Origin of the sequence: Flavobacterium sp. CG_9.10 (assembly GCF_015752245.1) — a bacterium.
In the GTDB taxonomy this organism is placed as follows: Bacteria; Bacteroidota; Bacteroidia; order Flavobacteriales; family Flavobacteriaceae; genus Flavobacterium.
Genome location: NZ_JADOVD010000021.1, coordinates 1 through 26,718 on the forward strand (window position 1 = coordinate 1; position 26,718 = coordinate 26,718).

General features: G+C 34.0%; 24 protein-coding genes. 7 read left to right on the top strand and 17 right to left on the bottom strand.

Translation table 11 applies throughout. From position 1 onward, the window contains the following. Positions 1-373 precede the first annotated feature (373 nt). Positions 374-1,609: an ABC transporter permease gene (locus IWX84_RS14370; RefSeq protein WP_196851449.1), complete on the bottom strand. Its 1,236-nt coding sequence runs from the start codon at positions 1,607-1,609 to the stop codon at positions 374-376. Positions 1,610-1,722: 113 nt separating this feature from the next. On the opposite strand from IWX84_RS14370, the gene IWX84_RS14375 reads away from it, so the two are divergent. Further along, the gene (locus tag IWX84_RS14375; RefSeq protein ID WP_410743753.1) at positions 1,723-2,943 is read left to right on the top strand and encodes an exo-beta-N-acetylmuramidase NamZ domain-containing protein; all 1,221 of its coding nucleotides are present in this window, start codon (positions 1,723-1,725) and stop codon (positions 2,941-2,943) included. 40 nt (positions 2,944-2,983) lie between these two features. On the opposite strand, the gene IWX84_RS14380 is transcribed toward IWX84_RS14375, so the two are convergent. Beyond that, on the bottom strand, positions 2,984-3,478 hold the full coding sequence (locus IWX84_RS14380; RefSeq protein ID WP_196851451.1) for a YkgJ family cysteine cluster protein: 495 nt from the start codon (positions 3,476-3,478) through the stop codon (positions 2,984-2,986). Positions 3,479-3,563: 85 nt separating this feature from the next. Here IWX84_RS14380 and IWX84_RS14385 point away from each other — a divergent pair, with 85 nt between their 5' ends. Together IWX84_RS14385 and IWX84_RS14390 are read left to right on the top strand one after the other, a co-directional pair. After that, on the top strand, positions 3,564-4,271 hold the full coding sequence (locus tag IWX84_RS14385; RefSeq protein ID WP_196851452.1) for a class I SAM-dependent methyltransferase: 708 nt from the start codon (positions 3,564-3,566) through the stop codon (positions 4,269-4,271). Positions 4,272-4,313: 42 nt separating this feature from the next. Next, the gene (locus tag IWX84_RS14390) at positions 4,314-4,856 is read left to right on the top strand and encodes a YfiT family bacillithiol transferase (RefSeq protein ID WP_196851453.1); all 543 of its coding nucleotides are present in this window, start codon (positions 4,314-4,316) and stop codon (positions 4,854-4,856) included. Between the two features lie 62 nt (positions 4,857-4,918). Here IWX84_RS14390 and IWX84_RS14395 read toward each other — a convergent pair whose 3' ends face one another. From IWX84_RS14395 to IWX84_RS14425, 7 genes are all read right to left on the bottom strand, one after another. Further along, positions 4,919-5,551 carry a 7-carboxy-7-deazaguanine synthase QueE gene (locus tag IWX84_RS14395; protein WP_196851454.1) on the bottom strand — a complete coding sequence of 211 codons (633 nt, stop codon included), beginning with the start codon at positions 5,549-5,551 and terminating at the stop codon, positions 4,919-4,921. A 256-nt stretch (positions 5,552-5,807) separates the two neighbouring features. Further along, the gene (locus IWX84_RS14400) at positions 5,808-7,478 is read right to left on the bottom strand and encodes a tetratricopeptide repeat protein (protein WP_196851455.1); all 1,671 of its coding nucleotides are present in this window, start codon (positions 7,476-7,478) and stop codon (positions 5,808-5,810) included. Between the two features lie 12 nt (positions 7,479-7,490). After that, on the bottom strand, positions 7,491-8,414 hold the full coding sequence (locus tag IWX84_RS14405) for a PstS family phosphate ABC transporter substrate-binding protein (RefSeq protein ID WP_231385500.1): 924 nt from the start codon (positions 8,412-8,414) through the stop codon (positions 7,491-7,493). A 231-nt stretch (positions 8,415-8,645) separates the two neighbouring features. Then, positions 8,646-9,437, bottom strand: a complete 792-nt coding sequence (locus IWX84_RS14410; protein WP_196851457.1) for an energy transducer TonB — start codon at positions 9,435-9,437, stop codon at positions 8,646-8,648. 39 nt (positions 9,438-9,476) lie between these two features. After that, a complete protein-coding gene (locus IWX84_RS14415) occupies positions 9,477-10,025 on the bottom strand; it encodes an ExbD/TolR family protein (RefSeq protein ID WP_196851458.1) in 549 nt (182 codons plus the stop codon). An 18-nt stretch (positions 10,026-10,043) separates the two neighbouring features. After that, positions 10,044-10,655: an ExbD/TolR family protein gene (locus tag IWX84_RS14420; RefSeq protein WP_196851459.1), complete on the bottom strand. Its 612-nt coding sequence runs from the start codon at positions 10,653-10,655 to the stop codon at positions 10,044-10,046. A gap of 77 nt (positions 10,656-10,732) precedes the next feature. Continuing rightward, a complete protein-coding gene (locus IWX84_RS14425) occupies positions 10,733-11,551 on the bottom strand; it encodes a MotA/TolQ/ExbB proton channel family protein (protein ID WP_196851460.1) in 819 nt (272 codons plus the stop codon). Between the two features lie 374 nt (positions 11,552-11,925). Here IWX84_RS14425 and IWX84_RS14430 point away from each other — a divergent pair, with 374 nt between their 5' ends. Continuing rightward, on the top strand, positions 11,926-13,446 hold the full coding sequence (locus IWX84_RS14430) for a helicase HerA-like domain-containing protein (RefSeq protein WP_196851461.1): 1,521 nt from the start codon (positions 11,926-11,928) through the stop codon (positions 13,444-13,446). Between the two features lie 60 nt (positions 13,447-13,506). Next, a complete protein-coding gene (locus IWX84_RS14435; protein WP_196851462.1) occupies positions 13,507-13,872 on the top strand; it encodes a cupin domain-containing protein in 366 nt (121 codons plus the stop codon). 51 nt (positions 13,873-13,923) lie between these two features. Here the strand turns inward: IWX84_RS14435 and IWX84_RS14440 are convergent, their stop codons facing one another. Next, on the bottom strand, positions 13,924-15,267 hold the full coding sequence (locus IWX84_RS14440; RefSeq protein WP_196851463.1) for an FAD-dependent oxidoreductase: 1,344 nt from the start codon (positions 15,265-15,267) through the stop codon (positions 13,924-13,926). 247 nt (positions 15,268-15,514) lie between these two features. Continuing rightward, on the bottom strand, positions 15,515-17,899 hold the full coding sequence (locus IWX84_RS14445) for a penicillin acylase family protein (RefSeq protein WP_196851464.1): 2,385 nt from the start codon (positions 17,897-17,899) through the stop codon (positions 15,515-15,517). A 180-nt stretch (positions 17,900-18,079) separates the two neighbouring features. Between IWX84_RS14445 and IWX84_RS14450 the strand changes: the two genes are divergently transcribed. Continuing rightward, positions 18,080-18,712 (top strand): flavin reductase family protein, encoded by a 633-nt coding sequence (locus IWX84_RS14450; RefSeq protein WP_196851465.1) that lies wholly within the window; start codon positions 18,080-18,082, stop codon positions 18,710-18,712. Positions 18,713-18,779: 67 nt separating this feature from the next. Here IWX84_RS14450 and IWX84_RS14455 read toward each other — a convergent pair whose 3' ends face one another. Both IWX84_RS14455 and kynU read right to left on the bottom strand, forming a co-directional pair. Further along, complete coding sequence (locus IWX84_RS14455; protein ID WP_196851466.1) at positions 18,780-19,226, bottom strand: glycine zipper family protein; 447 nt, start codon at positions 19,224-19,226, stop codon at positions 18,780-18,782. Between the two features lie 121 nt (positions 19,227-19,347). Beyond that, positions 19,348-20,634 carry a kynureninase gene (gene kynU, locus IWX84_RS14460; RefSeq protein WP_196851467.1) on the bottom strand — a complete coding sequence of 429 codons (1,287 nt, stop codon included), beginning with the start codon at positions 20,632-20,634 and terminating at the stop codon, positions 19,348-19,350. 159 nt (positions 20,635-20,793) lie between these two features. Here kynU and IWX84_RS14465 point away from each other — a divergent pair, with 159 nt between their 5' ends. After that, on the top strand, positions 20,794-21,528 hold the full coding sequence (locus IWX84_RS14465; RefSeq protein ID WP_196851468.1) for an SIMPL domain-containing protein: 735 nt from the start codon (positions 20,794-20,796) through the stop codon (positions 21,526-21,528). Positions 21,529-21,798: 270 nt separating this feature from the next. On the opposite strand, the gene queA is transcribed toward IWX84_RS14465, so the two are convergent. From queA to IWX84_RS14485, 4 genes are all read right to left on the bottom strand, one after another. Next, entirely contained in the window at positions 21,799-22,848 is a 1,050-nt protein-coding gene (queA, locus tag IWX84_RS14470) for a tRNA preQ1(34) S-adenosylmethionine ribosyltransferase-isomerase QueA (protein WP_196851469.1), read from the bottom strand. A gap of 148 nt (positions 22,849-22,996) precedes the next feature. Further along, entirely contained in the window at positions 22,997-24,226 is a 1,230-nt protein-coding gene (aroA, locus tag IWX84_RS14475; RefSeq protein ID WP_196851470.1) for a 3-phosphoshikimate 1-carboxyvinyltransferase, read from the bottom strand. A 100-nt stretch (positions 24,227-24,326) separates the two neighbouring features. After that, on the bottom strand, positions 24,327-24,653 hold the full coding sequence (locus tag IWX84_RS14480; protein WP_196851471.1) for a nucleotide pyrophosphohydrolase: 327 nt from the start codon (positions 24,651-24,653) through the stop codon (positions 24,327-24,329). 46 nt (positions 24,654-24,699) lie between these two features. Continuing rightward, positions 24,700-26,718 (bottom strand): DUF3857 domain-containing protein, encoded by a 2,019-nt coding sequence (locus tag IWX84_RS14485; protein ID WP_196851472.1) that lies wholly within the window; start codon positions 26,716-26,718, stop codon positions 24,700-24,702.

The window sequence follows — 26,718 nt, forward strand, 5'->3', positions numbered from 1 at the left end:
TTGTCATTATATATAGGTAGTAAAAGTACAGTCCTATATATAAGGTAACAAATGAATACTAGTCAATGAGGTCTCTCTTTTCGAAGTGACAAAGTGAGCGGTATGTTGTACTGGGTTAAGAAAGGAAAGTAAAACCCACAAGAAAATGGAATGAAATAGACCTAGCTGCTAGAAATTTTCCCTTCATAGAAATAATAAAGTCGCTGGTTAGTTGCCCGCGTTAGGGATAGCAGTGGAAAGCCCGCAGAAAATTGGAGGGAAACGCAACTTGACGAGGACTTGTAGCGAATAGCCCGACCGTTTATAAAAAAGAGGCTATTACCTTTATTGATAATAGCCTCTTTTTTATAAAGGGAAACGCCCAAATGATTGTCTAATCGAAACGGATGGCTTTTACCGGAGATATTTTGGTTATTATATAGGAAGGAATTAGCAACACTAGGAAACAAACGGTAACCGTAAGTAAATTTAATAACAGTATGTAACCCCAATTAAGATACACTGGAGCTTGGTTGACATAGTAATTTTCCGGGTTGAGTTTGATTATACCAAAATGTTGCTGAATTAACAACAACGATATCCCTATAAGATTCCCCCAAAACAACCCTCGTACTATAAGGTAAAATGCGTTGTAGAGAAATATTTTTCTGACGGCCCAATTATCGGCTCCTACTGCTTTTAGTATCCCTATCATCTGGGTTCGTTCGAGAATAAGAACTAATAGCGCAACGACCATGTTAATTGTTGCCACCAAGATCATAACTACTAGTATGATTATGATATTGAAATCGAATAATTGAAGCCACTCAAATATGTAGCTGTATTTTTCAATTATGGTTTTTGTATCAAGCGTTGAGGCAGTTTGCTCATAGACCTGCTCACCGGTTGTTTTTATATTATTGAAATCATTTACAAAAACTTCGAATGCCCCCACTTCGTTTGGACTCCATTTATTGATGCGTTGTAGGTGCCTTATGTCACCTATTACATAAGTAGCATCAAATTCTTGAAATCCTGAGTTAAAAATGCCCGTGATTTTGAATCTTCGGATGTTAGGTAGTTTATTTTGACCTTCTTTGATAAAGAAAGTATTAAAGGAATCGCCAACTTTCAGATTTAGTCTATTAGCTAGGAATTGAGAAATCAGCACTTCTTGATTTAGGTCTTTAGAAAAATCAGGCAACTTACCCGAAACCAGATATTCTTTAATGTTATTCCATTGGTAATCTTTTCCAACTCCTTTTAGAATAATTCCTTCAAAAGCTGTTTCGGTCCTTATAATCCCGGCTTTAGTCGCGATGGCTTGAATATGACTTATTCCTGGAACGGAATTAAACTTTGGATAAAAATCCTGCTTCTTGGAAATAGGCACCAGCGTAACTTCCGATTGATTGTTGTCGTAATTCGAAATAATAATATGCCCATTGAAAGCAGAAACCTTTTCCCTAATTTTTTGTTGCAACCCAATTCCCGTTGCAACAGAAATAATCATCATGATCATACCAATAGCAATTGCCGAAATTGCAATTTTTATAATTGGTGCAGATATGCTACTTTTATAATCTTTAGCCGTAATGAGTCTTTTGGCGATGAAGTATTCTAAATTCAAGTTGATTCAATTTCTATTTTAGATTTGCTAAGCCAGTTTGCGTCGCTTGTGCCAAAAATACAGCTAAAACACGAATTACACTAATACACATTAATTTTATTATGATTTATCACATGGCTCCATTTATAAAAAATACATTTTCGCTTTTATTTTTATTTACTACTCTAATCTCCTGTACGACCAAAAAAACGCAAGCGCAGGAAATGAAAAACGACAGTTTAATAAAAGTAACAAGTATTTCCAAGAATGATATTAAAACTGGCGCTGATAATTTTGATACTTATCTACCATTATTAAAAGATAAAAAAATTGGCATTGTAACCAACCAAACTGGTATATTATCAAACAAAACTCATTTAGTCGATTTTCTCTTAGGAAAAGACATTGCAATCAAAACCATTTTTGCTCCCGAACACGGTTTTCGCGGAACTGCAGATGCCGGCGAACATGTTGTTGACGGAAGGGATCCTAAAACAGGATTGCCAATCATTTCGCTTTATGGTGACAATAAAAAACCAAAACCAGAACAATTAGCTGGAATAGAAATTATGGTTTTTGACTTGCAAGATGTGGGTGCTCGATTTTACACCTATATTTCCTCCTTACATTATATTATGGAAGCTTGCGCCGAAAACAATATTCCACTACTCATTCTTGACAGACCCAATCCTAATGGAAGTATAGTGGACGGACCAATTTTAGAAAAAGAATTCACGAGTTTCGTGGGTATGCATCCAATTCCTTTACTTCACGGAATGTCTATTGGTGAATATGCACAAATGATAAATGGAGAAAAATGGCTGAAGAATGGAATTCAATGTAAATTGACAGTGATTCAATGTCTTTATTACAATAGAAAAATGAATTACAGTTTACCAATAAAACCATCACCAAATCTTCCTAACGATCAAGCGGTAAATTTATATGCAAGTTTATGTCTTTTTGAAGGGACGAATGTCAGTGTGGGTCGCGGTACCGAAAAACAATTTCAAATTTATGGCTCACCTTATTTGCCAAAGAGTGATTTTACATTTACTCCAAAACCAAATTTAGGTGCCCAAAACCCAGTTTATAATGGAGTACTTTGCTATGGTGAAGATTTGTCAACATATCTAAGAGTGAATAAACTGGAATTGAAATGGCTTATTAAAGCCTATACTGCAACCCCTGACAAAACCAAATTCTTTAATTCTTTTTTTACAAAATTAGCCGGAACTAAGAAACTTCAGCAGCAAATAGAAAGTGGAAACTCGGAAAAGGAAATCAGAGAAAGCTGGAAGAAAGGACTTAATGAGTTTAAAAAAATGAGAGAAAAATATTTGATCTACAAATAACAACAAAATAATCATCAAGAATTACCATCTAAAAGTCATATTATAGCGGCAATTTTTTTTTCATCTCCTCCACAATATTAAAAGCTGCTGGACATATAGCAACATTTTTCAAAGTTAGATCTGTAATTTGTTGAAATTTCTTTCTATCCGTATGCGGAAATTCCCGGCACGCTTTTGGTCGGACATCATAAATCATACAAGCATTTTCATAATCTAAAAAAGTGCATGGTACACTTTGCAAAACATAATCCTGGTCTTCATCAACACGCAAATATTGTTCTATAAATTGCTGCGGCTTTTGTCTCAAATATTTCGACACACGCTCAATATCAGCTGAAGTAAATAGTGGCCCAGTTGTTTTACAGCAATTGGCACATTTTAAACAATCTGTTTTTTTGAATTCAGCGTCATGTAAATCCTGCATTACATAATCTAAATTCTTTGGCGTCTTCTTTTTCAGCTTATCAAAATACTTTTTGTTTTCGATATGCTTATCTTTGGCTTCTTTAGGAAGTTCGTTTAAAGTAGGTTTCAATTTGAAAGTTTAAATTTTCTACAAAACTAACACTTTTTGAACGAGGATTATAGATTAATGAATGTTGAATTTTGAATTACAAACAATGAAAGACCTTTTTGGCAAAGCCATACTCGATTATCAAACTAATAATGCTCCCGAAGATTTAATCACGGAGACTACCATTTCTGAAGAAGATGAAATGTCCGTCGCCTATTTATTTCGCTCTTATGATGAAATGCCAGAAATGGAACAACAAGCATTACAACTTGCCAAAGGTAAAATCCTAGATGTAGGTTGTGGCGCAGGTAGCCATAGTTTGTCTTTACAAAACGAACGGAATTTAGATGTTACTTCAATTGATATTTCTGCAAATGCAATCCAAGCATGTACACTTCGTGGATTAAAGAATGCAAAAGTTCAGGATGTGATGACACTAGAGAATGAAAAGTACGACACAATATTACTTTTAATGAATGGAGCTGGAATGTGTGGGAAATTGAAAAATATTCCAAGTTTCCTTCTAAAACTAAAATCTTTATTAAATCCTGGCGGACAAATTCTATTGGACAGTTCTGATATAATTTATATGTTTGATGATGATGAAGATGGCGGGAAGTGGATTCCTTCAAAAAAGGAATATTATGGCGAAATTGTTTTTAATATCTCCTATAAAGGAGAAAAGGAAAAACCATTCGATTGGATGTTCATTGATTATAATACTTTGCAAAATGCTGCTTTAGATAATGGATTTCAATGCGAATTAATTCTTGAAGGTGAGCATTATGATTATTTAGCGAAGCTTTCGATTTAGAAAAAGAAGAAAGAGCCAGGAATAAAGACTAATCACATTATTATGGAAAATTCAGAAATAGAAAAATTACGTTACCCCATTGGAAAATTTATTACGCCAGAATTCTATTCCAATAATTATCTGGCTGAAAAAATAGCTGAAATCGAAAGTTTCCCAGAACGACTAAATAAAGAAGTGATTTATTTAACAGACGAACAACTCGACACGCCTTATCGACAAGATGGCTGGACCGTTCGACAAGTGATTCATCATTGCGCCGATAGCCACATGAATTGTTTCATTAGAATCAAATGGGCTTTGACAGAAGATAAACCCATAATAAAATTCTATCATGAAGACCGTTGGGCAGAAATGCATGATAATTTAGCCATGCCAATTCAACCCACATTGTCTTTTCTAGAAGGATTACATTATAGATTAGCATATTTAATGAAAAGTTTAAATGAAGAAGATTTAGAAAAAACCTTTATTCATCCGGAACATAATAGCGAATTTAAAATCAAGGAAATAATAGGAACCTATGCATGGCATGGAAACCATCATTTAACGCATATTATCGAATTGAAAAAACAAAAAGACTGGTAGCTCAGCTGTACTCTTTTATCAAAATACCCCAAAATGTAATTACAGCTTGGGGTATTTGTTTATTAAGGGATATTCAAATATTTATGTGTTTGTAATGATACACGCCATTTCGGATTGTTCATTACATATTCCACGATTAATGGTGTCATCTCTTCTTTTTTACTCCATTCTGGCTGAAGGAATAAAATAGCATTTGGATTTACTTTTTCGGCTTGTTCTTCTGCAAAAATAAAATCATGTTTATTATAAATAATTACTTTCAGTTCATGTGCATTTTCATAAACAGTTTCTGTGGGTAATTTGTTTTTCTTTGGCGAAAGACAAATCCAATCCCAAGTTCCTGAAAGCGGATAAGCTCCTGAGGTTTCAATATGTACGCGTAAGTTTTGTTCTTTTAGCCTGTCCGTTAGCAAAGTCATATCCCACATCAAAGGTTCTCCACCAGTAACTACAACCGTGTCCGCATATTTATTTGCATTGGCAACAATCAAATCTATACTTGTTGGCGGGTGTAATTCAGCATTCCAACTTTCCTTAACATCGCACCAATGGCAACCAACATCACATCCTCCTATTCTAATAAAATACGCCGCTGTACCGGTATGAAACCCTTCACCTTGAATGGTGTAGAACTCTTCCATCAATGGAAGCATTGCGCCTTTATTAACTTCTAATTGTATTTCTTTTGATAACATTATTTAATTTTAAAGTGCAAAGATAGTTAATTAGAAAAGGAGTTAATTTGAATTTTTAAAAATGCTTTCTGAAAATCACTAATTATAGCTGCTAGCCCCGATAGAAGTGACATCCTTTTTTAAGGGCATTTTTTGAACTTAAAAAAGATAGAGCAAATAGCGGGATTAATCCTAGCAATTAATCCTACTGTTTATGCTCAAAAAAAAACCGATAGTCCTTATGAACTATCGGTTTTTAGGTAATGAAATATGTAAATTATTTCAACGATTTCAATGCGTCTAAAGCGTATTGATTAGCTGGATCAATAGCAAGCGTTTTGTTTAGATATTCTTTTGCTTTCGTTTTATCCGTTTTAGAATAGATTACAGCAATGTTGTTGTTTGCCTCTATTAATTTTGTTTTAGTAGCCGGTTTAGCTAATTCTTCGGCACCTTTATCTGTAACAACTTTAATATAAGCTTCATAAAACTTAATTGTTAAATCATCTTTTTCTAATAATCTATTTGTTCTAGCTCTATAGATATATGCGTCTTGAGTAGTTGGAGATGCTTCGATAACGTTTCCAAATGCTACATCTGCTTTTTGAAGTGCTACTGCATCTACTTTAACAACATCCTTTCTAGTATTATAAAAATAAATAGAGTTTCCTAAATAGAAATTATCAAGTAAGTAATTTCTAGATTCTTTATTTGTTGTTGCTAGCTCAAAAACAGCTGCTGCTTCGTTATAAAATTTTTGCTCAAACAATTTTTTACCAGTATCCTGAAGATCATTAGTCATTGTGATTTCCATTTCAACAGATTTTTTAACATCCATCATACCTTTATTGAATAGAGCTGCGTCAATAGATTTACCATCTGCACTTATTGCTTTTTTAATTCTGGTAAAACCTAAATACATGTAATCTTTTGCAATTATTTTATTTGTTGGATTAGAAATAAAACTTTCTAATGATTTTATCGCAACATCAACATTTCCATTTTCATATGCAGAATATCCTAAATACCTAAGAATTCTAGGATTAACATTATCTAATTTCTTCATTTTATTGGCTTCCGCTTCCAATGCCACGTAATCACCTGCCAAGATTAGAAAATCAGCATGACGCATACGAGAGGCTAACGAATAATCTGTTAAACTCATATATTTCTCATAATAATCTAATGCTTTTTTCAAATATTCTTTACCTTTTGCAGGTTCATTTCTTCCCCATAAATAATAAGTTTCAGCTAATTCACGATAAACCGGTCCATAATTAGGACTAGTCGCAATTACATTATCATATGCTTTTACAGCTTCAGTATACGCTTTAGCTCCTTTAAGTAAAACACCTAATTGCATTTTAGCTCTTATTAAGGTTGCATCTGCTTGAAAAGCATTACGGTATGAAACATACGCTTCATTTTGGTTTTTGTCGCCATAAAAAGCATTCCCAAGTTCAAGTAAAACTTGAGCATCTTGCGGATTATTAATTTTGGCTCTGTTCAAAATTGCAATTGCACTTTTATAATCCGGTTTTGTAGAATTCATATATGCTTTACCAATATAAACAAACTCTTCTACATCTTTCTTTTTAACGTCCTTAGTAGCCAAAGTAAAATTTGCTTGTGCAGCGGCTGAGTTTCCATTGTCAAGATCCATTTGTCCTAAACCAATGTAGTTAAGCTTACCGCCTTCACTACCTGTCAAACCTTTTTGAAAATAGATTTTAGCACTATCTTCAACATTTTGAGTTAAATAAATATTACCTAATAAAAAAGCAGCTCTACCATTTGACGGTTTAGAGTTTACAATTGTTTTTAACATCGATTTTGCACTTTCGAACTGCTCTGCGTCTATTGCTTTTTTTGCTTGATTCAAATCTTGAGCTTGACTTAAGCTTACCGAAGCCAATAAAGCAACACTGAAAATTTTAAATTTATTCATCTTTATTTATGTTTATTTTTTAATATTACTCTTGGTCTTTCTCTTAATAGTGATATTCCTTGCTGGAATACGCACTGGGAGCAAACCAGATTTTAAAATTATTCTTTGTCCGATGTCCCCAGCAACAAATGAGGCAAATCCCATTCCTAAACCAGAATATCCCTGACAATTTATTATATACAAATCGCGTGCCAAAGGATAAGTACCTTCGGCAATATTGTTTTGTGAAGGCTCATAATAATTTTCGTTTTTAAATCCTTTTACACTCATGATATTAATTTTATCAATATACTTTTGCATATCAGGCATAGGTTGAAAAAGCCAATTAACGCCAACTATCCCGACCATACCTTCATTTTCAGAAACGTATTTAATCACTTCATCATTTGTTTTAAATGAAAAAACACCTTTTTGTGGAATCGTCTTAAGTCCTGCCAAAGCATTCATATAACTAACCGTACTTGAATTTGGATTATCAAAAACAAGCCCTTTAATTGTAGTGCTTGGTTTTCCTTGCATGAAATTGATGACCTCTTTCAAATCAACTAATGTATCATTGCTTTTAATATTCGAAATTAAAGCCACTCCATCTGTGGCAAATTTAGTCACTTTAGGAATAATCTTCTTTTGATCAAATATTTTCATTTCCTCACCAGATAACTTTCTAGCCAAAACTGCAATGGCTGATTTTTCGTCAACTAAAGCATTCACTGCTTCTACTTCAGATTTTGGAATAAGTTTAATTTTAGCCTCATAGTTACTTTCAAAAACAGCAACCTGTTCTTCAAGTACAGGCATTAAGGTCTCATCTACAAAAATCGATGTAGAGCCTTTCAATATTGTTTCTTGACCTTGCTTCTTTTGTTCCTTTTGATTACAGGCCGAAAGTAAAACAGCACTAACAAAAAAAACTAAAATTGCACTATTTTTAGACATACTATTCTTCATTAGAATTAAAAAACCTTAGAAATCTTAAAAACGAATATACAATTAGAATGACCCCAAAAGCAATTCTATAACCAGGTGCCATATTTAATGGAAAAGCTTTCCAAAATATAATAACTAAACCCAATACAAGATACACCAAAAAAAACAAAATTCCTATAACGAGAAGAAATCGCTCTTTAAGCGATTTCTTCTGAATATTTTTGAATGTCTTAACTAACATTATTCTGGAGATTGAATAGTAATAGGAAGAGAATAAAGCACTCTAACTTTTTTACCATTTTGTTCTCCAGGCGACCATCTAGGACACTTTTTCAAAACACGTATAGCTTCTTTTCCTGTACCATAACCAATATCTCGTATTACTTTGATATCAGTTAATGAACCATCTTTTTCAACTACAAAAGTAACATAGACCTTACCTCCATTTCCTTCTTCTGGTGGTTGGAAATTACTACCGACAAATTTATAAAATTTATCAATTCCACCCGGAAAATCGGGTTTAACTTCAATCCCTGCTGTGTTATAAATTTGGTTATCTTCTTCAACAACAGCACTTGGGCCATTACCAACAGGTTCTACCGTCAATACTGCGTCTGGATCTCCTTTTATAGTCTCAGCTCCTAATTTTTTATCTTTTATTTCGATAGTTTTAGGCGGCTCTTCTGTAACTTCCTCAGCTTTTGCAACCACTGGTTTCACAAATTTTACTTGATCAACTTTTGGAGGTGGTGGCGGAGGAGGCGGTAGATCTTTCTTAATTTCTTCCTTCTTAGGTGGCAGTTTAATACTTACAATTTTTTGATCTAAAGCAGCATCATTTTCAGCTGAATCTGGAAGTAAACTTAAAATAAGCGGTGTACTAACAGCTAAAGCAAAAACAATTGCTCCAAATATAAGCGCCCTCACTGTAGTCTTGGTATTTGATTTTCTTAGATCATAAGCTCCATAAGCTTTGTTACGACCCTCGAATACAATATCAAGCCATTGGTTTGTGAAAATATCTAATTTCATATTTCTTAATTATTAGGTTATTGAGCAATAAGACTTTCCTTATTTACCTTCTAACAATTTTAGTTCCTCCGGAGAAAAATCATTTACAATTGCATTTGAAGGTACTCCAACAATGTTCATCTCGTCTAGAATATCTACTAAGTTACGGTAATTTGATTTCTTACTTGGTTTGATAATTACGATCAGACCTTTGTCTTTGTTTCCAGTGTATTCAACTACTGATTTTTTTCTTTTCAACAATTCTTTACGAATACCTTCTTTACCATACGAAATTTCTGTTGGACCTACCTTGGGAGTAGCCAATAAACCCATATAATAAACCATTTTATCATTATCTCCTAACATCACTGTCATCGTACGATTTTCGTCAACTTTAAGTGGCTTATCTTTATTTTTATCCTCTTCTTTATCCGGCAAACCCAAATTCATAGATTGCGGTTTAGACAAGGACGTGGTAAGCATAAAGAACGTAATCAATAAGAAGGCCAAATCTACCATAGCAGTTAAATCTACTTTTGAGTTTGATTTTTTACTTCTTACTTTTCCACCTTTTTTGCCTCCACCGTCGCCGGTATTTAATTCAGCCATTTTAGTGTATTTTTTTAGTTATTTATCTATTGCTCTTAAACCAGTAATTAAATTGAAGCTATTGATTTTTTGGTCTTGTAAAATATCCATAACTTTTAATATAGCTGGATACTCTTCTTTTGCATCTCCTTTTATGGCAAATTGCAATTCTTTGTCATCAACCTCAATATTTGCAATACGAGCATTATAAACCCATTCTTTCAATTGATTATCAAGTGAATCTTTAGGTACACCTGGCTGTAAACCCGGTTTACTTCTGTCAGCAGTTTTCATGGCAATCAATTGCTTCAAGTTGGTAATTGGAACACCAATACCTTCCATTAAAGCAAATTTTGAAGATTCCTCCTCTGTAAATGCAACACCGTATTTTTGACCCATTAATTCAAGCGTTCTTTTACGAACTTCTCTTCCTTTCAAATCAAAAAATACTTTTCCTTTTCCTACCGTTATGGTAGCTAAGTCCTTTTCAGGTAACTTAGTTTGAGTTATCGACGCAGGCGTATCTACTGGCAACGCTTCCGGTATCCTAGCTGTTGCTGTCATCACGAAGAACGACAACAAAAGAAAGGCGACATCACACATTGCTGTCATATCAGTCGACCCTGCTTTTTTTTGCATCTTTATAGCCATTAATATTCTTTTTTATACTTACAAGAAAATAGAATCTGTTTTCCAGACTTCTATTTCCTTGTTAGTTAAATTATTAATTATTTTTGTGTACTTCTGAAATGTCTGTAAGTATTTACAATTGTATTACCTGCCTCATCGATAGAATAAGTCAAGGTATCAATTTTTGAAGTAAAGAAGTTGTAAGCGATAATAGCTAATGCAGAAGTCGAAATTCCTGTAGCTGTATTAATCAAGGCCTCTGAAATACCATTTGCAAGAGCAGATGAATCTGGAGTTCCAGCAGCAGACAAAGCACTAAATGCTTTAATCATACCCGTCACCGTTCCTAGTAAACCTGCAAGTGTACCCAATGATACCATAGTAGAAAGAATAGTCATATGTTTTTCTAACATTGGCATTTCTAGTGAAGTAACTTCTTCTATTTCTTTGTGAATCGTTTCCGCAGCTGCTTCGCTATCTAAACCTTCTCTTTTAACTTCTTGGTATTTCAACAAAGCAGATTTTATTGGATTTGCAACAGAACCTTTTTGTTTGTCACATGAAGCAATAGCTCCTTCAATATTTCCAGCTTTAATGTCGTTTTGTACACTTATCATGAATTGATCAAGATTCCCTTTACCTGCTGCTTTTGAAATTACCGCAAAACGCTCAAAAGAAAATACAATAACCATTAATAAACAACCTAATAAAATTGGTACAATAGGTCCCCCTTTGTATACCATAGCCAAATAATTTCCCGGTAGTGGGTGACCAGTATTCGATCCTCCTTCAAAATTCGCACCATTACCCATTATAAAATTCCATATCAACCATCCAACCAAAACACATGCCACAATAATGATTCCTGAAATCATTCCTCCTCCTTTTGAACCGTTTTCTTTTTTAACGTTTGCCATTTTTTTTAATTTTAATAGTTTTAAATAATAATCTTTAGTTATAATAAACTTGTAGTGGAGCAAATTTATATTTTTAGTTTAAATAAAAAAACTTTTTTTTATTTTATTACAATTAATTTAATTTCAATAAACACACTAACTCATATTAGTTTGCATTTATATCAATATATATAATAAATTTAATCATTATATTTATATATACATAGTCTTTTATGATATATTATAGTAATATTTCAATATAGTCACAGAAGACAAATAAAATGTTTTTTTTAACAATTGTTAACAAAAAAGGAATAAAACAGCAGTAAATACTAAAAATAACATCATTTTAAAAAAAAACAATAACTTGCATATAATTTTAATTTAAATGTATCATGGACAGAAAGGAAGCTTTTATACTAAACATTAATGAAGGTTACAATTCAAAAGGGGAAAGTATCATTCTAGGCGGAGCTATCCTTGATGGCGAAGCTTTACCTGACGCTCCGGTTAAAATCCCTTTAAAAACCTTAAACCGCCATGGATTAATTGCGGGGGCTACTGGTACTGGAAAAACTAAAACCATTCAAGTACTTTCGGAACAATTATCGTCGTTTGGGATTCCCGTATTGATGATGGATATAAAAGGTGATTTTAGCGGTATTGCAAAAGAAGGGGAGGAAAAACCCTTTATAACTGAACGTCATGCCAAAATAAACATCTCGTATTCTACATCCAGCTTTCCTGTTGAATTACTATCCCTGTCCGAACAAAATGGGGTTCGTCTTCGCGCTACTGTTTCAGAATTTGGTCCTGTTTTATTTTCACGAATACTAGATTTGAATGACACCCAATCAGGAGTAGTTTCAGTAATTTTCAAATTTTGCGATGACAATAAAATGCCTTTATTGGATTTAAAAGACATCAAAAAAGTGATCAATTATATTACCGAGGAAGGAAAGGATGAGATTGAAGAAAATTACGGAAAAATATCCACTTCTACCACGGGTATTATTCTTAGAAAAATAATAGAACTGGAACAACAGGGAGCAGAATTGTTTTTTGGAGAAATGTCTTTTGACATCGAAGATTTAATGCGTATTGACGAAACCGGTAAAGGATACATAAATATCGTTCGCTTGACGGATATTCAAGACAAACCAAAATTATTCTCAACATTCATGTTGAGTTTGCTAGCTGAAATATACCAGCAAATGCCTGAAAAAGGAGATGTGGACCAACCTGAATTAGTCATTTTTATTGACGAAGCCCATTTGATTTTCAATGAAGCAAGTAAAACATTGCTTGACCAAATAGAAACCATCATTAAACTAATTCGATCTAAAGGAATTGGAATCTACTTTATTACCCAAAATCCGATGGATATCCCTAGTGGTGTTTTAGCGCAATTAGGTTTAAAAATACAACATGCTTTAAGAGCTTTTACTGCTAATGACAGAGATGCGATTAAAAAAACAGCGGATAATTATCCAATTTCAGAATATTACAAAACTGATGAAGTATTAACCAGCCTTGGAATTGGAGAAGCATTGGTTTCCGCTTTGAACGAAAAAGGAATCCCAACACCGCTTGCAGCCACAATGATGCGTGCGCCTATGAGCAGAATGGACATTTTAACTGAAAGCGAAATTCAAGAAATTAATAACAAATCGAAGCTGGTAAAAAAATACAGCGAACTTATTGACCGCGAAAGTGCTTATGAAATGCTCAATAAAAAAATATCCGTAGTCGAACAGGAAGTTGCGGAGCAAGAGCAAGAAAAAGCAGATAAAAAGGAAGAAAACAAAGGACCTAGTACTGCTGACGTTGTAGGGAAATCAGTTCTTAAGGTACTTACCAGCGCCACATTTATTAGAGGAGCTTTTGGCGTTTTGTCAAAAATGTTTAAAAAATAAGTTCACAGCAACCTTTCAGAATTAAACCTTCTTGAAGCGCATTTCAAAAAAAATCCAAATATGAAAAAATATTTTATACAAAAAACGCCATTTGTAGTTCCAACCACAGACGGAAAATTAATTGAAGAGCATCATGGAATAGCAACAACCAACAATCCGGAAATTTCTATTGCGCACATGATTGCACCGCCGAAATGGAGCGAACCTTTTCAAACGCCAGAATTTGAGGAGTATACTTATATTATAAAAGGTAAAAAACAATTTAATATCGAAGGGGAAATTGTCATTCTTGAAACAGGACAATCCATAAAAATCGAGAAAAACACCAGAGTTCAATATTCAAATCCATTTGACCAACCTTGCGAATACATTGCCATTTGTAAACCGGCTTTCGACTTTACAAAAGTACATCGCGAAGAGGATTAATTTTTTCAATCAAAATTCAACTATTAAAATTTTATAGTTGAATTTTGATTATTACTTTTTACTTAAAAGTTCCAATATTATATTCTCTACCTCTTTAGTATCCCAAATAGTTTCTATATTTTCCAAATTCAAAACCTGCTCCATAATAGCGTTTTGATAATCGCCAATCGCCAAAGCCTCGGCATAAGGACGATCGCTAAATGTTACTCGACTATAAAGTGGAACCCATTTTTCGGGATATTTATCGGAAAATGATTTCTCTATTTTCTTTTGCAAAAGGAATTTCTCATCGGCAGTTTTAGAACTCATTTCCATAAAATTGCGATACGAAAGTTCGGCAATCGCATCGGCATTGGGTTTACGGGACTTTTCATATTCTGAAAAAATCGTTTTCCAATCATCACCATACTTTTCAATCATTTCATAAAGCACCGAAATGTCTTCAAAGCCAGCATTCATTCCTTGCCCATAAAACGGAACAATTGCATGACAGGCATCGCCAATTAAAGCCACTTTATCCTGATAAGTCCACGGAAAACATTTCATGGTTACCAGCGTACTGGTTGGATTTTTGAAGAAATCTTCGGCTAATTTTGGAATAACCTCAATTGTATCAGGCAAATTCTTTTCAAAAAATTCCTCTACTAATTTCCTATCAGTCAATGACGCAAAAGAGTTTTCTCCCTCAAAAGGCATGAACAAAGTACAGGTAAAACTTCCGTCTAAATTAGGCAATGCAATCAGCATGTACTTGCCTCGTGGCCAAATATGAAAAGAATTCTTATCTAATTTGTGAGAAGCATCCAGGTTGGCAGGAATATTTAATTCCTTATACCCCATATTTAAAAATTCCTGAGAGTAATTAAACATACTTTGACGTTGCATGCGGTGGCGAATTCTCGAAAAAGCGCCGTCAGCACCAAAAACCATATCGTATTTCTCATCCTCCCACGCCCCTCTTTCGGTTTCACCAATGTGCAAAGTCGCATCATCTAAAGTAACATCCCAAATTTTATGCTCAAAGAAAAATTCAGCTCCTGCTTTTTCCGCTAAATCTATCATTTTCCGATTCAAAGTACCTCTCGAAATCGAATAAATGGATTCGCCCTCTTGTCCGTAATTCTGAAAATTGAGTTTATCAACTAAATGGATTGCGCGTTTGTCCATGGGAATAGCAATCGTTCGCACATCGTCGCCCACTCCCACACCGTCCAATGCTTTCCAACCACGGTTAGACATGGCTAAATTTATGGAACGTCCAGAAAACTGAATTTGTCGAATATCTGGACTTCTATCATAAACATGAACAGTATGACCAGCTTTGCGGAGATAAATAGCTAATAGGGAACCGACTAATCCAGAACCAACAATCGCTATTTTTTTAGGAGTTTGCATCAAGAAAAAAATAAATGATAAGTCCGCAAAATTAAGTAATAATCAACACAATCAGGCAATTTAGCAGATTTATTTGGGCGTGACCCTCCCAAAAAAGTCGGGTCGGGCTTTTCGTTGCAATCTTTTTTTCGTTCCTCAAAAAAGGATTTCCACTTCACTCCCTCACGCAAATCCTGCTATCAACTAAAAACCATTTTAAGCAGGAAAGCAGAAAATCAATATAAATACAGCTCTTTCTAACAATATTTTATTTAGGACTGAAAACTAATTTTGTCGAAGTCTTAATAATCTCTGCTTTATTCATTTTCATTTTTCTAAACTTTCCAGCGTTGTATAAATCTGCTTGATCGCTATAATGAGAACTCAGGGGATTCCCTGATTGCCCTGTTGGCAAAATACTCCAACTGTTTTCTACATCCGAAAAATCTACAATTCTTCTCGTCGACGGACCTCCTTTTACTACATATTTTGCTTCATCGGTATAGTCAAAAAATTGATTATTGATCACTTCATTTGTTCCCGGAACTTCAAATGGACCCACATTAAACATACATCGAAGTGCCGCCACTTTCCCTAAAGGATGCTGATGCTCCAGAACATGCACTTTATTCCAAGTCCAAGACGCAACGGAATTTCCTAGCTGTTTTTCCAGTGAGACAACCGCTTCTTTAAAAGATTTAGACAGAATTTCACTTTTGGTTTCTTTCTTGTTTTTGGTTGCAATATTATCCCACCATAATGAATTTTCATTAGTCATTTGTTTCGCAACTATTTGTTTCATGATATGCGTTGCCAAAAATTGTTTAAAATTAGCGGAACCCAATTCGTCCTCAAACGTGTTTTTTAAGTAAAAATAAACCCATTTATTATAAATCGTCGGCGCTACATCATTGAGATTATTAGTTCCTTTCCATGATTTTAAAATAGCGATTGCTGCTTTTTCATTTTGGGAAAGTGAATTATAATCCACATTGGAAGTTAAATTTTTAGCAGTCTCAGTTGTCACTAATGAAGTATTATCGAAAATCATTTTGCTAACTGCTTCTTTATCCCAATTGGATTTTGGTTCCAATAATTTTGTAATTCTTTTGGCCCTATCTTCTGGAAGGTAATAACCCGGATATAAAAATCCGTCAATGGGTTCTGGTTGATTATTAGCAGAATATACATAATTCCATTCGGGATTTACCGCAGAAGGATTTTTGGAGAAATCCAAGTATTCAGTAATGTCATCTTTTCCGCTGGCGCCATCCAAAATAAAATTAGTATTTACGCCTTCATTATGTTTGTATAATTTCCCTGTTGCCCACCAGCCCACATTTCCTTTTGCATCGCCATACATAACGTTCAATCCTGGAGCGGCAATTAAAGCGACCCCTTTTTGAAAATCATCCTTACTTTTAGAATGCGAAAGCATATACACAGCATCCAGAATTTTTATGGGCTGTTGCGTGTAAATCCAAGACATTGCAACTGGTTTATCTTTATTTAAACCATCAATTAAATCATTCATGATTGGTCCATGACGGCTGATTTTTAAATTCAAAACTACATCCGCAGAATCTTTAACTTTTATTATTTTCTTGGTGGTTTGATATTTACTAAATCCTACCGGCGTTCTATATTTAGTGGCATCATAAGGATTATTTTCTTCTTGATAAAAATCAATATCATCATTCTCAAACATCGTCAAACCGTACGCATATTCTCTGTTATGCCCTAGCAAAGGAAATGGTGTTCCCGCCAAATAACAGCCGTACAATTCGAAATATGGCGTTACAATATGCGCTTCATACCACGTTCCAGGCTGCGAAAATCCAATATGAGGATCGTTGGCAAAAATCACTTTCCCATTTTTTGTTTTTTGTGGTGCAATGACCCAGCTATTACTTCCTACAAAAGGAGGAATAGGAGACTGGTCTAAAAGCGAAGCAATTGACTTAGCAATAGCAACATATTCTTGTGGTTTTTCCTGTGCATTTTTAATTCGGGTGGTATTGAAAGAACCATCCAAACCAAAATCCTTCAGATAATTCATTCCATATTTATTTCGAATATCAGTCAACAATGGATCTGATTTTTGGGCCATCGCAAAACTAAAAGACATATATCCAAATATATTATAAACATCCTTTATGGTGAATTTTTCTTTTTTTATTCCAATTAACTGAAATTCAATCGGTGTTTTACCTTCTTCAACATATTGATTTATTCCGTCCAAATAAGCCATGGTCAGCTGATAACTTGGACTATTTTTATCTAATGTAGCAATCGCTTTTGCAGAAGCATCTTCGATACCAAGTCCTGCGAAAAACTTGTCATTTTTCAATGCAACCGAACCAAATATTTCTGACAATCGTCCCGGCGCAATACGTCGCATCAATTCCATTTGCCACAATCGATCTTGTGCATGTACATAACCTAAAGCTTCCATCGCATCTTTTGAATTCTCGGCATAAATATGTGGTACCCCAAAATCATCAAAGTAAACGGTCGTTTCTTTCTGAATGTTTTTCAGCTGCAATTCTCCTTCGTATTTCGGTTTTAGATAAAAACCATAAATAATTAATGCTATTGCTAGAATCATGACTAAAGAAAGTAAAACCAGAAGGACTTTTTTGAGCTTTTTCATTTTCGAATAAATTGGTAAACAAATATATATGATTTGTAAGTTATTTTAAACAATTTATTTTTAATTGCTTTTTGAAATAAAAATATTGTCCAGTATTTTCTTTTCAACCTATAATTATTTGTTTAAATTATTTCTTATTTCATTAAACAAAAAGTATATTTGTTTTAAATTAATAAAGACATGAAGCACATTTCTAAAGACTACATTTCTCAAATGGAAAAAATCGAAAGATTGAATTTGATTAATTCTTGTACCGGATATAAATCAGCTAATTTACTTGCAACAAAATCCCTTCACGGAGAATCAAATGTCGCAATTTTTAGTAGTGTGACCCATTTAGGAAGCAATCCTGCATTAATTGGATTTATCATGCGACCTACAACTGTTCCCAGAGATACATACAAAAACATAAGAGAAACCGGTTACTTCACTGTCAATCACGTTACGGTTGATATGATTAAAGATGCCCATCATACCTCGGCGAATTACGAACTGGGAATTTCTGAATTTGACAAAACCAATCTGGAAGAAGAGTATAAAAATAATATAGAAATTCCGTTTGTAAAAGGAAGTCCCGTTCAATTGTATTGCAAATATGTAAATGAATATTACATCAAGGAAAATGATACGATTCATATTATTGCATCAATCGAAAATTTATTTTTTGACGAAGAATTGCAACACAAAGATGGGTGGCTACAAATTGACAAGGGAAATGTGGTGGCAATAAATGGACTCGATGGCTATTGTTTACCCAAATTAGTGGATCGTTTTCAATATGCTAGAAAAAACCAGCCAACTAAATCTTTTTAACCTAACAAAAAATGCCTGATTTTCAATTGAAAATCAGGCATTCAAACTTTTATAACTATTTATTTTTTTAATTCTGTTTGTTTCCGTCAATAATTGCTCCGGTTCCAGCACCTACTCCTGCGCCTAATAAACCACCTATTATAGCTCCTTGACCTTTTTTCTTACTGACAATTGCACCAGTTGCAGCACCAACTCCCGCGCCAATTACGGCCCCTTTAGCAGTTGAACTCCAACCTTTCTTTTTTCTAGTGGTGGTTGTAGTTGTGGTACCCGGTTCATGATTAACTACAACAACTTCTCTTTGTACTTCTACTTTTTGCTCATTAACTTTCGCCATTTCAATTTGCATAGAATCGATAACTTCTTGTTTCTCAAATGCAACTTTAATGGAATCAGCATTAGCAACTTTCATTGAATCAATACTAGCCTGTTTGGCTTTTTGAATTTCCATTTTTCCTTGATTTTGACAAGAAAATATAACTAACGAGATTAACATAATATATAGTGACTTCATAACTTTAAATTTTATAATTAATAACCTGACAAAGTAAAGGTTCAAATACCATTCCTCTATTATACTATTAATTGTTTTTTTTATATAATTCAAACTATTTTATTTCTGATTAAAAGCTCACTTATCCTAAAATACCTTTTTTAAGAATCTGACCAAAGTTGTACATGTCTTCAAATGAACAGTACAAGGGAACAGGAGCTAAACGAATCACATTAGGTTCGCGCCAATCTGTAATTACACCGTTTTTCATCAGATAATCAAATAAACTGCGTCCTTCCCCATGCAACAAAACTGATAATTGCGACGCTCTTTCGGCAGGGTTTGACGGTGTTATAATTTCGAAACTGCTGTTTACCTCTTTGTCAATTTGGTGAAGAATAAATTCCAAATAAGAAGTGATTCTATCTCTTTTTTCGATTAAAGCATCCATCCCTATTTCATCAAACATTTCTACTGATGCCAAATAAGGTGCTAAAGAAAGTATAGGTAAGTTGCTTATTTGCCAACCATCGGCACCATGGATAGGATCGAAAGTTTGTTCCATTTTGAAACGGCGTTCTTTATTGTGTCCCCACCAACCGGCAAATCTTGGTAAATTAGCATCATTGTGGTGTTTTTCATGAATGAAACATCCTGACGCATTTCCAGGTCCTGAATTCATGTATTTGTAACTGCACCAGGCCGCAAAATCTACATTCCAATCATGAAGATCTAATTTAATATTTCCCGCTGCATGAGCCAAATCCCAGCCTACTATTGCCCCTGCTTTGTGGCCAGCTTCCGTTATAGTTTTCATATCGAAAACCTGTCCCGTATAATAATTTACTCCACCAATTAAAACCAAGGCTAACTCATCACCAACTTCTTCAATTTTTGCTAAAACATCTTCTAAGCGAATATTGTGTTCGCCTTCGCGACGTTTGATTTCGACAATAGCATCTTCTGGTTCTATCCCGAGGTTTCGGGAATGAAAATGAACTTGGCTTTGAAACATATATTGATCTGAAGGAAAGGCTTTTTCCTCGCAAATAATTTTATATCTGGTTGTTGTAGGTTGGTAAAAGGAAACCATCAACAAATGAAGATTCACCGTTAAAGTATTCATTACCGTAACTTCACTTGGAAGCGCCCCAACTATTTTACTCAGCGGATTAGCAAATCTTTCGTGGTAATCCCACCAAGGTTTTTCGCTGTAAAAATGACCTTCAACGGCAAGGTTTGCCCAGTCATTCATAACCTCATCCACGTAAGCTTTTGTGCGTTTCGGCTGTAACCCTAATGAGTTACCAGTAAAATAGACAACCTTCTTCCCATTTACTTGAGGAAAGATAAATTCATCCTGATATTTTTTTAAAGAATCTTGCGAATCGAGCTGTTGTGCAAATTCAAGAGTATTTTCGAAAGTCATTGTGTGTATTTTGTTTTGTAAAAGTAGACAAAAAAGAAAATAGAGAAAAGAAGATAAACAAAAGAATAAAAAAATAAATTCGTAAAAAGAGACTTACTAAATTTTAAAATTCAGTTTACTAAATCATTATATTTGATTGAATTTTAAAAAATTAAAGTTATGCTTAAAAATAATTTGAATGTTATCATTCTTGCAATTGCTGTAGTTGTTTCTTCTTATTTATTTTCGAATGCTTTTCAGAATCGAAATAAAAGTAACAATATGATAAGTGTAACGGGATTAGGGAAGAAAGATTTTGTTTCTGATTTGATTGTTTGGAGCGGTTCCTTTTCTAAAAAAAGTTCAACTCTGAAAGAAGCTTATGCTTCGCTTGATATTGACAGGGATAAAATAAAAAGCTATTTGTCCGGAAAAGGGATTAAGGACAATGAAATGGTGTTTTCGGCGGTGAATTTTAATAAAGATTTTCAAACCATTTTCAATGAAAATGGGACTACCAAGCAACAAATATTTACAGGATTCACGCTGACCCAAAGTGTGAGTATTCAATCGAAGGAAGTAAATAAGATTGAAGAAATTTCGAGACAATCAAGCGAGCTGATCAACTCCGGTGTGGAATTTTATTCGAATCCACCTGAATATTACTACACCAAATTAGCCGAACTAAAAATAAAAATGATTGCCGAAGCCACTAAAGACGCTAGTACCAGAGCCAAAAGCATCGCAGAAAATGCGGATGCCCGTTTAGGAAATCTAAAAAAATCAGACATGGGTGTTTTTCAAATTACAGGTCAAAACTCATCGGAAGATTTTTCTTATGGAGGTTCTTTTAATACGCAGTCCAAAAACAAAACTGCCAATATCACTGTAAAACTGGTTTATCAGGTAGATTAGTTTGCTTATTTCTTGTTTTAAATTAATGATAATCGATGGAAACGGGATTGCGTTAGGGATGGAAATGGAAAGCTTTTTACATAAAACCAGTAGCAATACAGCAACGAGGAAGCGACCAGAGGAAGCTCCCGCAGTGCTAGTATTTCTTTGGTTTTTATGTAAAAACTTGAAATGTACAGCCCGCAAAACGCCCAAGCAATTTTAAATTGCATAAAAAAACTCGCCATTGCTGACGAGTTTTTGGTATTTAGAATATGAAATAAATTCAGATTAAATAATCAACATGGCATCTCCATAAGAATAGAATTTATACCCTTCTTGGATCGCTTCAGCATATGCTTTTTTCATCAAATCATGTCCGCAAAATGCAGATACCATCATTAATAAAGTAGATTTTGGTGTATGAAAATTAGTAATCATACAAGTCGCAATACTGAAATCATGAGGAGGGAAAACGAATTTGTTTGTCCAACCATCGAATGGATTCAATGTTCTTTGTGATGAAACCGCGCTTTCAACTGCGCGCATAGAAGTAGTTCCTACGGCACAAATACGTTTCTTTTTAACTTTGGCATCATTAACGATATCGCACGCTTCTTGAGTAATTTTTAATTCCTCAGAATCCATTTTGTGTTTCGATAAATCTTCAACCTCAACCGGATTGAAAGTTCCTAAACCTACGTGAAGTGTAACTTCGGCAAATTTGATTCCTTTTATCTCTAATTTTTTCAATAGGTTTTTAGAAAAATGCAAACCTGCTGTTGGTGCTGCTACTGCTCCTTCTTCTTTAGCATAGATGGTTTGGTAACGTTCCGCATCTTCCGGAGTTACGTCTCTTGAAATGTATTTTGGAATTGGAGTTTCTCCTAGTTCCGTCAATTTATTTCTGAATTCTTCATAAGAACCGTCGTAAAGGAAACGCAATGTTCTTCCACGAGAAGTAGTATTATCAATTACTTCGGCAACTAATGAATCATCATCGCCAAAATACAACTTGTTTCCAATTCTGATTTTACGGGCCGGATCAACTAAAACATCCCAAAGTCTTTGCTCAGAGTTTAATTCTCTAAGTAAAAAAACTTCGATTCTTGCTCCTGTTTTTTCCTTATTTCCATACAAACGCGCTGGGAAAACCTTGGTATTATTCAGAATTAAAACATCTCCGTCATCAAAATAATCGATAACGTCTTTGAACATTTTATGTTCTATAGTTCCTTTCTTACGATCAATAACCATAAGACGTGCTTCATCTCTGTTTTCGGCAGGATATTCAGCTAGAAGTTCTTTTGGTAAATCAAATTGAAAATGTGATAATTTCATATTAAATTTTAGATTTTAGATTTTAGATTTTAGATTTATGAGAATCCAAAAAATCTTTCAGGTGCAAATATACGATTGTGAGATAGGCGTTGTCAAGTGTTTTGCTGTTTATTTTCAAAAGTAGCTGATTCACTTGTCTTTACAACTCTTATTTTTCTGAGATTTCAATACCTAATTTTTTCATGTCTTCCCAAAAATCAGGATAGGACTTAGATACTACTTCGGCATTTTCAATTACAATTGGTACTTTTAAAGCCAAAGGTGCAAATGCCATCGCCATTCGGTGATCGTTATATGTAGCAATTGGCACATTATGATTGATATTGTTTGAAGCCACAAGCGTCAAACTATCATTGGTCACCGAAATATTGGCTCCTAGTTTTGTCAGTTCAATTCGTAGCGCCTCCAATCTATCGGTTTCCTTAATTTTCAAGGTATGAAGTCCTGTAAGGTGACAACCAATTCCTAATCCGAGACAAGTCACGACAATAGTTTGTGCAATATCAGGTGTGTTGTTTAGTTCAAAATTTACAGTTTCAGGTTTAAAGTCAGCTTGTTTTGTTAGCATCATTTTGTTTTCTTCAAAATGTGTATCAACACCCATTTGTTTGTAGATTTCAACTAATGCTGAATCGCCTTGCAAACTGGTTTCTTTATAACTCGTCAATGAAATGGCAGCACTTTCAGCTAAAGCAGCCAAACTAAAAAAGTAGGAAGCAGAACTCCAATCGGATTCTACGGTCATTACTTTCGATTCCACTGCTGGTTTTGGATAAACGGTAATCACATTTCCTTCAAAACTGGTTTTAATATCTAAATCATTCAACAATGCCAAGGTCATTTTGATGTAAGGAACAGAAGTGATTTCACCTACCAAAGTGATTTGAATTCCATTTTCTAGTTTTGGTGCCACTAATAATAATGCCGAAATGTATTGACTGCTTACATTTGCCGGAATATTAACTTTAGAAGCCGTAATTTTTTGTCCTTTGATTCGAATAGGCGGGTACCCTGCTTCCTTCTCGTAAGAGATTTGCGCACCTAATTGCTCCAACGCTTCCACCAAAACTTTGATCGGACGCTCCTGCATTCTTGAAGAACCTGTCAACACGACTTCACGTCCTTCATTAACCGCAAAATAAGCTGTTAGAAATCGCATCGCCGTTCCCGCATGATGAATATCTACTATTTCCTCGTTTCCTTTCAATGCTTTTTGCATTACTTCACTGTCATCAGAGTTCGAAGTATTCGCTAATGTAATATTTGAAAATAAGGCTTGTAACAATAATAGTCGGTTGGTTTCACTTTTTGAGCCAGTAATGTTTAATTGTGAATTGTCAATTGTGAATTGTGAATTCGTGCTTAATTTTAAATTCATGTAGCTAATTATGAGTTATGAATTATGAATTACGAGTGTTATAATTCAAGTTCGCAATTTACCACTCCGCATTTATAATTCATAATTTATATTTCACAAATTATTTGAGTTTCTCGTTGTTTTTGTGACGATCTTTATCTCTAACGGATTTCAAATCCATTTTCTTATCGAAAGCAGCTTGCAAATCGATTCCGGTTTGATTCGCTAAACATAAAACTACAAAAACCACATCAGCTAATTCTTCACCGAGATCTTTGTTTTTATCGCTTTCTTTTTCGGATTGTTCTCCGTAACGGCGGGCAATGATTCGGGCCACTTCACCTACTTCTTCCGTAAGTTGTGCCATATTGGTCAATTCGTTGAAATAGCGAACGCCGTGTTCTTTTATCCAATTATCTACTTCGAGCTGGGAGTTTTTTAAGTTCATTATTATTTATTATTTTGCCACAAAGGTACGAAGGGACAAAGTGTTGTTATATTTTAATAAGAACAATTTTCTCATTTTGTTTTTCAATTACTTTTTGAAAATATTCTTTTAGCGTTGAATAATATTCTGCTGAAACGATTGGGGTATTCATTTGATTTACAATAGATATCTGAATCGTATTGCCTACTAAACTTGTCATGAATTTGAAATTTGCTAAATTATCCTGCATCGAAATATTCATCGCAGATGGAAGGGTTTCCACCTTAAATCCCGCTGGAATTTGAACATTTATTGCATATTTACCTTGAATTGGATAACCAAAATAAATTGGCATTTGTCTTTTTTCTTGAACAAAAGGATTTTTATTTATAGTAAAAAACAACATTGGATTTATGAACATTTTGTTCGCTATAATTTCACAGCAGTTATCCGATTTAAAAGTAAAAGTCTCTATAACTGGCTTTGAAAAATTGGTGTCTTTATTTTCTATCAGATAATCTGTTATTTCTATTCCATTTAAATCGTTTTCTAATTTTTCCAGATAATCCTCCTTATTTGTTTGCCCATATTTTTCTCTAAAACTATATGCTTCGAAATCCGTTTTTTGAACTCTTATTTTTCCACTAATTATACCTTCACTATCAACTGTCGTCATCAAAGTGTAATTTTTGTTTGACAAATGCATCGGTACTAGATTGATTTCCTGTGAAGTTCCGTCTTTTTCTATGAGTCGACCTTTCCAATTTAATACTTTCAAAGGCAATATATTTTGTGTTGTATATTTATCCGTTGCATCTAGTAGAATTTGTTTCCCATTTACTTCAGCTGCAACAATAACGTAATTAAAGACGGTTCTATTAGGAAAAACAGGAATACCATGTTCCACGGTACTTACTAAAACTGGATTTGCACTAATTCCTGCCAATTTCAACATATCGATTAGAATAAAATTTATTTCGGCTGTATTTCCAGTTTGATCGAGGTATGCTTTTTTCACTCCTTTATCTGCATAATAACCATATTCGCCGCTCCAATTCATTTTTTGTTTGACGAAATTAAAAATGATATCTAATTTTTCTGCTTCTGTAAAATCTATGTTTTGATTTTTTTTCAGAATTTTTTTCAAATCCTCTAAAAGATACAATCGTTCATCAAGTTCTTTTCCAAAATCCTTGTTTTCAAAAATTGTTTTGGCCACCCCTTCCCAAGTTATAGAATAATCTTTGTCAGGTTTATCAGGATATCGAATTCGCTCTAATTCATTTCGAATGGAGGATTTATAATTTTTAATGTTATCTAGATATGGCTCCTCATTAAGTGCAGGAATGTTAACGGCACTGTAAATAGAAATAATTTTATTGAAAGTCAAAATATTAATATTGCCACCACCCCCCGGAATATATTCACCCTCGTATGCTATTGATCCAGCTCCATACTTTAATTCAGATTTTATTTTCACGTAACCCGATTCTAAAGTTTTATAAATAAAATTTTCTGGAAGTTCTGTTTTGTATTCCATAAAATTTACTGGAATGTCATATTGTATATCAAAAACAGGAAACTTCACTATATTTTCCGACTTTAAGACATACTTAAATTCAATAACAGAACCTACTTTAACATTTGGCAATGCAATTGATGCTTCATTCCAATATTCATTTACATTTTTCTTGAAGCTACCCTCACTGTTTAGCTTTGTTTTAACAATCGCTCCATTTTCTAAATTGTATGTAACTCCATTGGAAAATTTCACTATATCATCATTCATGTCTTCATATCCTACATAATATGGAACTACAAAATTTGACCAATTTAATCCTTCCTTTTTGTATATTTTTATTCTAATTTGACACTCATGCACTGCGGTAAATCCATTTTTTACATTGAAGCCAAAAACGGTTTTACCCTTTTTAAATAATACAGCAGCGACAGCCGAGGTATCTTTTGGATGTGCTTTTTCTTGAAGTTCAGCGAGGGATACTTTCGCTAATTCAAGGCTTTGTGCTCTTAGATTTGAAAATATAATTAGAAAAACGAAAACCGCAAACCATTTTTTTAAAGGCAT